This is a genomic window from Streptosporangium sp. NPDC003464, from assembly GCF_053588315.1.
Window position 1 is genome coordinate 1 of the sequence record NZ_JBSFPS010000346.1, and the last position, 9271, is coordinate 9271.

General features: G+C 73.4%; 6 protein-coding genes. 2 read left to right on the top strand and 4 right to left on the bottom strand.

From position 1 onward, the window contains the following. Positions 1–121: 121 nt before the first annotated feature. Positions 122–1468, bottom strand: a complete 1347-nt coding sequence (locus ACWDS7_RS43490; RefSeq protein ID WP_451934064.1) for a lysine N(6)-hydroxylase/L-ornithine N(5)-oxygenase family protein — start codon at positions 1466–1468, stop codon at positions 122–124. An 85-nt stretch (positions 1469–1553) separates the two neighbouring features. Between ACWDS7_RS43490 and ACWDS7_RS43495 the strand changes: the two genes are divergently transcribed. Further along, positions 1554–2501, top strand: coding sequence for a methionyl-tRNA formyltransferase (locus ACWDS7_RS43495; RefSeq protein ID WP_451934065.1), 948 nt, complete (start codon positions 1554–1556; stop codon positions 2499–2501). A 62-nt stretch (positions 2502–2563) separates the two neighbouring features. Here ACWDS7_RS43495 and ACWDS7_RS43500 read toward each other — a convergent pair whose 3' ends face one another. Genes ACWDS7_RS43500 through ACWDS7_RS43510 form a run of 3 tightly spaced genes read right to left on the bottom strand, consistent with a single transcriptional unit; the run spans position 2564 to position 5539 of the window. Further along, positions 2564–3400 (bottom strand): ABC transporter ATP-binding protein, encoded by an 837-nt coding sequence (locus ACWDS7_RS43500; RefSeq protein ID WP_451934066.1) that lies wholly within the window; start codon positions 3398–3400, stop codon positions 2564–2566. A 4-nt stretch (positions 3401–3404) separates the two neighbouring features. After that, positions 3405–4511, bottom strand: a complete 1107-nt coding sequence (locus ACWDS7_RS43505; protein WP_451934067.1) for a FecCD family ABC transporter permease — start codon at positions 4509–4511, stop codon at positions 3405–3407. A 2-nt stretch (positions 4512–4513) separates the two neighbouring features. Next, positions 4514–5539 carry a FecCD family ABC transporter permease gene (locus tag ACWDS7_RS43510; protein WP_306858410.1) on the bottom strand — a complete coding sequence of 342 codons (1026 nt, stop codon included), beginning with the start codon at positions 5537–5539 and terminating at the stop codon, positions 4514–4516. Between the two features lie 174 nt (positions 5540–5713). Here ACWDS7_RS43510 and ACWDS7_RS43515 point away from each other — a divergent pair. After that, positions 5714–9271, top strand: a 3558-nt coding sequence (locus tag ACWDS7_RS43515; RefSeq protein WP_451934068.1) for an amino acid adenylation domain-containing protein, incomplete at its 3' end; no start/stop codon positions are given.

Below are 9271 nucleotides of genomic sequence, written 5' to 3' on the forward strand. Positions count from 1 at the left end.
GTGGAAGCGCTCGAAGTACACCGGTGTGGAGCTCGACGAGAAGGTCGTCGCCATCCTGGGCCTCGGCAAGATCGGCCAGCTTGCCGCGACGGTCCGACGGCGTCGCGGCACGCGGACGGGTTCAGGCGGAGCGGTCGGCGAGGGCGGGCGCCGTGCGCGCGCGGTGGGCGAGCAGCGAGTCGCGGATCTCGCCGGCGCGGATGGCGGTGGTGGACAGCAGGGTGGAGGTGATGCCGTGGGTGTGCTCGGTGCTTCCCTGGAGATAGATGCCGGCGGTGACCTGAGGTGCGACCTCGACACGGTGGTCGCGGCCGACGCGGACGGCGTCCTCCTCGTCACGCAGGCAGAGCTTGGCCGTCTCGCCGAGGAGGGCGCCGACGTCCTGGGGGCGGTAGCCGGTGGCGTGGACGAGGATGTCCACGGCGAGGACCTGCCGCTCGCCGGTGGGCAGGAACTCCACGGTGACGTCCAGGCGGTCGTCCAGGGCGCGCACGTCCCGGATGCGGGAGACGTTGAGGATGCGCAGCCGTTCCCGGCCCTGGATCTTCTCGCGGTAGGTGGTCGCGTACAGGGACTGGATGAGATCCATGTCGACCACCGAGTAGTTGGTGCTGCGGTGGTAGTCGAAGAGCGACTGCTTGACCCCGGGCGGGGAGTTGAAGAAGGTGTCGACCGCCTCGGGGTCGAAGATCCGGTTGGCGAAGGGGCTGTCGTCGGCGGGCGTGTAACCGTACTTGGCGAAGACCGCGCAGACCTCGGCCCCGGTGAGGGTGCGGTGCAGGTAGTCGACGGCCTCGGCGGCGCTCTGCCCGGCGCCGAGCACGAGGGCCCGGCGCACCGGGGCGCCGGCGCCGGTCAGCCCGGCGACGCGCGGGATCAGCTCGCTGTTGTGCCAGACCCGGTCGGACAGGACCGTGCCCGGCGGTAGGTGGGGTTCCAGGCCGGTGGCCACGGAGATGTTGCGGGCCCGGCGCACGACCGTGCGGCCCGGGTCCTGCGGGTCACGGCTGATCACGTCGAACCAGCGGACCTCGCCGTCCTCCGTCGTCACCGGCTCGACGGCCAGGACCTCCGCCGAGTAGTCGACCAGGTGCCGCACCCGGGCGGCGGCCCACTCGAAGTAGTCGTGGAACTCGATGCGCAGCGGGAAGAGGGTCTTCTGGTTGAGGAAGTCGGTCAGCCTGCCGCGCTCCTGCAGGTAGCACAGGAAGCTGAACCCGCTCGCCGGATTACGCATGGTGACCAGGTCCTTCAGGAAGGACACCTGCATCGTCGCGTCGTCGATGAGCATGCCTCGATGCCAGCCGAAGTGCGGCTGCCGTTCCAGGAAGCCGGCATGGAGCCGTTCCGCGGCGGGCGCCCCCTCGTTGTGCTCTTCGACGGCTATGGCCAGCGCCAGGTTCGATGGTCCGAAACCAACCCCCAGGATGTCGTAGATGCTGTCCGGCTCACTGTGCAGTGTGTCCACCGCGGCATCGCCTCCCTCTGTGCGCCATATGTTAAATAAGGTTAGCCTTGCCTTGCAATGATCCCTTTCGAGGAGAGGATCCACCATGCGGGTCGTCATGTTCGGCTACCAGACGTGGGGCCATCGCACGCTGCAGGCCCTGCTGGACTCCGACCACGAGGTGGTGCTCGTCGTCACTCACCCCAAGAGCGACCACGCCTACGAGAAGATCTGGGACGACTCGGTCGCCGAGCTCGCCGACAAGCACGGCGTCCCGGTGCTGCTGCGCTACCGGCCCGACGACGAGGAGCTGCTGCGCGCGCTGCGCGAGGCGGAGCCGGACATCATCGTCGCCAACAACTGGCGGACCTGGCTGCCGCCGGAGATCTTCGATGCCCCGCCGCACGGCACGCTCAACGTCCATGACTCGCTGCTGCCGGCGTACGCGGGCTTCTCCCCGCTGATCTGGGCTCTGATCAACGGGGAGGAGGAGGTCGGCGTCACCGCGCACCGGATGAACGCCGAGCTGGACGCGGGCGACGTCGTGCTGCAGCGGGCCGTGCCGGTGGGGCCGGGCGACACCGCGACCGACCTGTTCCACAGGACGGTCGACCTGATCGGGCCGATCGTGCGCGACGCGCTCGACCTGATCGCCTCCGGCCGGGCGCAGTGGGTCCCGCAGGACCGCAGCAGGGCGAGCTTCTTCCACAAGCGGTCCGTCGAGGACAGCCGGATCGACTGGGACTGGCCGGCGGAGGACCTGGAGCGGCTGGTGCGCGCCCAGTCGGACCCGTATCCCAACGCCTTCACCCATCACCGCGGAGAGCGGATCCGGATCGTGTCGGCGGCGGTGTCGCAGGCCTGCTACGGCGGCACCCCGGGGCGCGTCTTCATCCGCGAGGGGGACGGGGTGGTCGTCGTCGCCGGCGCGGACGCCCGGAGCGGCCGGAGGCGCGGGCTGGTCGTCAAGCGGCTGCGGACCGAGGACGGCACGGAGTACGCGGCCGGCGACTACTTCCGGACCATGGGCGGCTATCTCACCGCGCAGCCATGAGCCGCGCCGTGCGGTGGTGGGCCGCACCGCACGGTGGTGGGCCGCGCCGCACGGGGGCGCGGTCAGCCGGCCGTCCCGGCGGCCGTCCCGACGCCCCGGGCGTCGTGGTGGCGGCCCATCGGGATGATCAACGGTGTGCCGCTGACCGGGTCGGTCGTGACCTGGCAGCGCAGATCGAAGATCTCCTCCACGGTCCGCGCGGTGATGACGTCGGCCGGGGCCCCCTCGGCAACGATGTGGCCGGCCTTCATGGCGATGACGTGGTCGGCGTACCGGCAGGCCTGGTTGAGGTCGTGGAGGACCATCACGATCGTACGGCCCTCGCGCCGGTTGAGGTCGGTGATCAGGTCCAGGACGTCGATCTGGTGGGCCAGGTCCAGATAGGTCGTCGGCTCGTCCAGCAGCAGCACCGCGGTGCCCTGGGCGACGGCCATGGCGATCCAGGCGCGCTGGCGCTGGCCGCCGGAGAGCTCGTCGACCGCGCGGTCGGCGAGGTCGGTCATCCCGGTGGCGGCCAGCGCGCCGTGGACGGCCTGCTCGTCGGCCTTCGACCACTGCCGCCACCAGGTCTGGTGCGGTGAGCGGCCGCGGTTGACCAGGTCGACGACGGTCAGCCCCTCGGGGGCCACCGGCGTCTGCGGCAGGATGCCCAGGCGCTGGGCCAGCTCCCTGGTGGGGATGGACTGCAGGGCGCGGCCGTCGAGCCGGACGCTCCCCTGACGCGGCGCGAGCAGCCGGGCCAGGGCCCGCAGCAACGTGGACTTGCCGCAGGCGTTGGCGCCGACGATGGCGGTGATGCGGCCCGGCGGGACGACCAGGTCGAGATCCTCCACGACCAGCCGGTTGTCGTACGCCAGGTGCAGGCCGCTCGCCCGCAGGTCCGGGTCGGGGGTCGACATGCGTTCAGCCTCCTGAGCCCGCGCGGTTGGCGCGGATGAGTAGCCAGAGCAGGACCGGTGCGCCGAGGACGCCGGTGACGATTCCGACCGGCAGTTCCATGCCGGAGATCAGCGTGCGCGCGATGAGGTCGCCGGAGAGCACGACCAGGGCTCCGGTCAGTCCCGAGGCGACCGGGGGCGGCCAGGCGGTGCCGGCCAGCCGCTGGGCGATCTGCGGCGCGGCGAGTGCCACGAAGGCGATCGGCCCGGCGGCCGCGGTGCCGAAGGCGATCAGCCCGACGCCCGTCAGCAGCACGGCGAGGCGGACCGGCTGCACGGGGGTGCCGAGGCCGGCGGCGACGTCGTCGCCGAGCTGGAGCGTGCGCATCAGGCGGCCCAGCGCCAGTGCCGCCGGCACCAGCACCGCCATGACGACGGCGAGCGGGACCGCCTGCTCCCAGGCGCGGCCGTTGAGGTTGCCCACCAGCCATCCGACGGCGGCCTGCGCCTCGAACCGTCCGCCGCTGGCCACCAGGTAGTCGGTGGCGCTGGTACAGATCCACGAGATCCCGATGCCCACCAGGACGATCCGGTAGCCGGTGGTGCCGCGCCTCCAGGCGAGCAGGTAGACGACCAGCGCGGTGGCCAGCGCGCCGAGCAGTCCGAGCGTCTGGGTGCCGAGGCCGCCGTCCCAGCCGAGCACGATGCCGGCGACCACGGCGGTGCCGGCGCCCTCGATGAGGCCGATCATGTCCGGGCTGGCCAGCGGGTTGCGGGTCATCGTCTGGAACAGCGCGCCGGAGACGGCGAAGGCGATGCCGACCAGCAGCCCCACCACGGCGCGCGGCAGCCGCAGCTCCCGGACGACGATCAGGGTGCCGGGGTCGCCGGAGCCGGCCAGCGCCCTCATCACGGCGGGCAGGCCGATCGGGTAGTCGCCGACCGAGATCCCCCAGCAGAAGACCAGGAAGACGGCGGCGGCGAGCGCCGCGCACACCGTGACCAGCCGGGGCCGCAGGATCCCGGAGACGGGTGGTACGGCCAGCCGGAAGGTCCGGTGGGAGCGGGCCGGGACTGTGTCGCCGGGGCGAGGGGAGATCCGCCAGGGGCGCGGGGACGACGGGCGGGCCACGTTCACACCTCCGCGAGACGACGGCGGCGGACCATGGCGATGAAGAACGGGCCGCCGATGAAGGCGACCAGGACCCCGGCCTGGATCTCGGCGGGCCGGGCGAGGAGGCGTCCGGCGATGTCCGCGACGAGGAGCAGGCAGGGGGCGAGCACCGCCGACAGCGGCAGCAGCCAGCGGTGGTCGGGCCCCAGGCCGGCGTACTGGGCGAGGACCCGGGCGATGTGCGGGACCACCAGCCCGAGGAAGACGACCGGGCCGATGACCGCCACCGCCCCGCCGGTCAGCAGGGTGACCGCGGCCACGCCCTGGAGCCGTACGAGACCGAGCCGCCGCCCCAGCGAGGCGGCCACGTCGTCGCCGAGGGCCAGGCTGTTGAGCGTGGGCGCGCAGGCCAGCGCGAGCACCGCGCCGGCGGCGACGAACGGCAGGATCCGGAGCACCGCGTCGCCGTCCTGACCGGCGAGCGAGCCGGCCGACCAGAAGCGGTAGCGGTTGAGCGCGTCCGGGTCGGTCAGCACGACGGCGCTGGTGAGCGAGGTCAGCAGGGCGGTCACGGCGACCCCGGCGAGGGCGAGCTTGACCGGCGTCAGGCCGGAGCGTCCCAGCTTGCCCAGCAGGAAGACCAGGACGCTGGCGACGAGCGCGCCCGCGAACGCGGACCAGATGTAGCCGAGCAGCGAGCCGATCCCGAGCACCGCGACCGACAGCACGATCGCGAAGGCCGCGCCGGCGCTGACGCCCAGCAGGCCGGGGTCGGCGAGCGGGTTGCGGGTCAGCGCCTGCATGAGCGCGCCGGACAGCCCGAGGGCGGCGCCGGCCGTGAGCCCCAGCGCGGTGCGCGGCACGCGCACCGACCAGATGACGTTCTCGATGAGCCGGCTGTGCGGGTGGCCGGACAGCGTCCGTATGACCTGGTCAAGGGGGATGCTCAGAGCGCCGAGCGCGATCGACAGCAGGCAGAGTGCGACGAGGAGGGCGCCGAGCAGCGCCACCAGGAGGGCCGGGCGGAGCCCCTCGCCACGGATCATCGAGCTGTCTCCACTTTGCGACTTCCTTAGGTTAGGCAGACCTTAACTTTAACGTCCAGTGTGGTTGATCCCCTCTTTGTGAGGGTCTACTAATTTAGGTAATGCTTACCTTAGTATGTGGCGGTCGCGGCTCGGTTGAGCCGATTCCGTACAGCTTGGGAGGCGCGGTCGACTGTGTCTGCTATCGAAGAAGCGACGGCTGATGAGGCGGTGGCGTACTGGCGCCGGCAGCTCGCTCCGCTCCCGCAGGAAACAGCCCTTCCGGTCGACTTCCCCTATCCGCTGCTGCCCGCCGAGGAGCGCCGGACGCGCAGCCGCGCGCTCGCCGTCGCCGCGCCCGAGGCGTCCCTGCTCGCCGCGTACGTCGCGCTGCTGCACCGCTACGCGGGCGCGGCGGACGTCAGCGTCGGCTACGACGGGCTGCCGGTCCGCGTCGGGCTGAGCGGTGAGATGAGCTTCGGCGAGCTGGTCCGGCGCGTGGCCGACGCCTGCGAGCAGGCGCGGGCGCACCGGCTCCCGCTGTCCGCTCTCGTGGCCGAGCTGCGGCCGGAACCCACCCGCGGCGGCGGGCTGCTGTTCAACGTGGGCTTCGGCACCGGCGCCACGGCGGGGGAGAGCGCCGGCCCGCTGGATGTGTCCGTGGACGTCTCGGCGGGACAGGCGCGGGCGACCTACCGCCCGGACCTGTTCGAGGCCGCGACCGTCGACCGGCTGCTGGGCCACTACGAGACGCTGCTGGCCGACGGCCTGGCCCGGCCGGAGACCCCCGTCGGCGAGCTGGAGCTGCTGGGCGCCGGGGAACGGCACCGGATCCTCGTCGAATGGAACGACACCGGCCACTCCGTCCCGCCGCTCACCTGGCCGGAGATGTTCGCCGAGCAGGTCCGCGGGCGGCCGGAGTCCGTCGCCCTCGTGTTCGAGGACGTCTCGCTCACCTACGCCGAGCTGGACGAGCGCGCCAACCGGCTGGCCCACGCGCTGATCGCCCGCGGCGCCGGGCCCGAACGGGTGGTGGCCCTCGCCCTGCCCCGGTCGGCCGAGCTGATCGTCGCCGAGGTGGCCGTCCTGAAGTCCGGCGCCGCCTACCTGCCGCTGGACACCGACTACCCGGCCGACCGCGTCGCCTACATGCTGGCCGACGCCGCGCCCGTCTGCCTGGTCACCACCGCCGACACGGCGGCCGACATCCCCGGGCACGCCGGCACGGAGCCGCTGGTCCTCGACGCGCCGGAGACGGAGCGGGAGCTGTCCGCCCGCCCGGACCACGACCCGACGGCGGCCGACCGGGGACCGCTGTCGGTCCTCAACGCGGCATACGTGATCTACACCTCCGGCTCCACCGGCCGCCCCAAGGGCGTCGTGCTGTCCCACGCGGGCGTCGCCAAGCTGGTGGCCACCCAGAGCGAGCGATTCGGCGTCGGGCCCGACAGCCGTGTCCTGCAGTTCGCCTCGCCCGGCTTCGACGTGGCCTTCTGGGACCTGTGTCTGGGTCTGCTCTCCGGCGGCCGCCTCGTCGTCGTGCCGGCCGAGCGCCGGGTGCCCGGCGCGCCGCTGGCCGACTACGCCAACGCCAACGGCATCACCTTCATGATCCTGCCCCCGGCCCTGCTGGCCGCCATGCCGGACGACGTCCTGCTGCCGCCCGCCGCCACCCTGCTGGCCGGCACCGAACGCGTCTCGCCCGAGCTGGTCGGCCGCTACGCGCGCGGCCGGATGATGTTCAACGCCTACGGCCCGACCGAGGCGACCACCAACTCCACCCTCGGCCTGTGCGACCCCGACATCCCCTCCGGCTCCATCGTGCCCATCGGCGGTCCCGACCCGGGCACCCGGGCCTACGTGCTCGACAGCCGTCTCAAACCCGTCCCCGCCGGGGCCACGGGCGAGCTGTACCTCGGTGGCGCGGGGCTGGCGCGCGGCTATCTCGGGCGGCCGGGCCTGACCGCCGAGCGGTTCGTCGCCGACCCCTTCGGGGCGCCGGGGGAACGGCTGTACCGCACGGGTGACCTGGTGCGCTGGAAGCCCGACGGGCGGCTGGAGTTCCTCGGCCGCGCCGACTCGCAGGTGAAGATCCGCGGCTTCCGGATCGAGCCCGGCGAGATCGAGTCCGTGCTGCGGGGGCACCCGGCCGTGGACCAGGTCACGGTCGTGGTCCGCGAGGACCGGCCCGGAGACCGGCGGCTGGCCGCCTACGTCGTCCCGTCGCTGGAGGCCGGGGCGGGCCACGACGAGGCCGGGCAGGTGGAGGAGTGGAAGGGCCTGCACGAGCTGCTCTACTCCGCCGCCGGCGCCGAGGGCTTCCAGGAGAACTTCGCGGGCTGGAACAGCATGTACGACGGCCTGCCCATCCCGGTGGAGGAGATGCGGCAGTGGCGGGAGGCCACGGTCGGCCTCATCGAGGAGTTGGGGCCGCGCCGGGTGCTGGAGATCGGCGTCGGCAGCGGGCTCATCCTCTCCCGCGTCGCGCCCGGCTGCGAGACCTACTGGGGCACCGACCTCTCCGAGGAGGCGGTACGGGCGTTGCGCGGCCAGGTCGACGCGGTGGCGGACCTGGCCGCCCGGGTGGAGCTGCGCGCCCAGCCCGCCCACGACGTCACCGGGCTGCCCGAGGGCTTCTTCGACACCGTCGTCGTCAACTCCGTCGCCCAGTACTTCCCGAGCGCCGCCTACCTGGCCGACGTGCTGCGCAAGGCCGGGACGCTGCTGGCCCCCGGCGGCCGGGTGCTCGTCGGCGACGTGCGGAACCTGCGCCTGCTGCGCTGCCTGCGGGCGGCCGTCGAGACCCGGCGCGGCGCCGACCCGCAGGACAAGCAGGCCCTGCGGGCGGCCGTCGAGCGGTCCGTGGCGTGGGAGGGCGAGCTGCTGCTCGACCCCGACTTCTTCGCGGCGCTGGAGGACTTCGAGGCCGACATCCGCGTCAAGCGCGGCACCTGCCACAACGAGCTGACCCGCTACCGCTACGACGTGGTGCTGCGCAAGCGGGACACCGCCACCGTGCCGGGTGGCGCCGGGGCGCCGGCCCCGGTGGGCGCCGAGGAGACCCGCCGGGTCGGCCCGGGTCCGGAGGAGACCGGCGGGACCGAGCTCGGCGGGGAGGATGCCGGCCGGGTCGGCCCGGGTCCGGAGGAGGCCGGCCGGACCGAGCCCGGCGAGGAGGAGATCCGCTGGGCCGACCTCGACGACCTCGACGACCTCGACGGCCTGGACGGTCTGGACGCGCTCGACGCGCGCCTGACCGGCCGCCCCGCCCTGCTCCGGGTCACCGGCGTGCCCAACGTCCGGCTCGCCGAGGACCTCGCCGCACTGGGCGCCCTCGAGGACAGCAGCCGTCCCGCCGCCCGGACCGGCGGCGCCGACCCCGAGACGCTGCACGCCCTCGGCGCCCGGCACGGCTACCGCGTGACCGTCACCTGGAACGGCCACGCCGACGACGGCGCCCTCGATGTGGTCTTCGCCGCCGGGGACACGCCGTCCGGCGGCCTGTACCGCCCGGCCGGCGGCTTCCCGCACGCCAACCGGCCCGCGCCGTTCCGGGACGTCGCCAGCCTGATGAAGGCCCTGCGCTCGTACGCGGCCGGGTGGCTGCCCGAGTACATGATCCCCTCCGCCTTCGTCCCCCTCGTCCGGCTCCCGGTCACCCCGAGCGGCAAGCTCGACGGCGCCGCGCTCCCGGCCCCCGACTACGCCGCCCTCAGCTCCGGCCGTGCCCCGCGCGACGCTCGCGAGGAACTG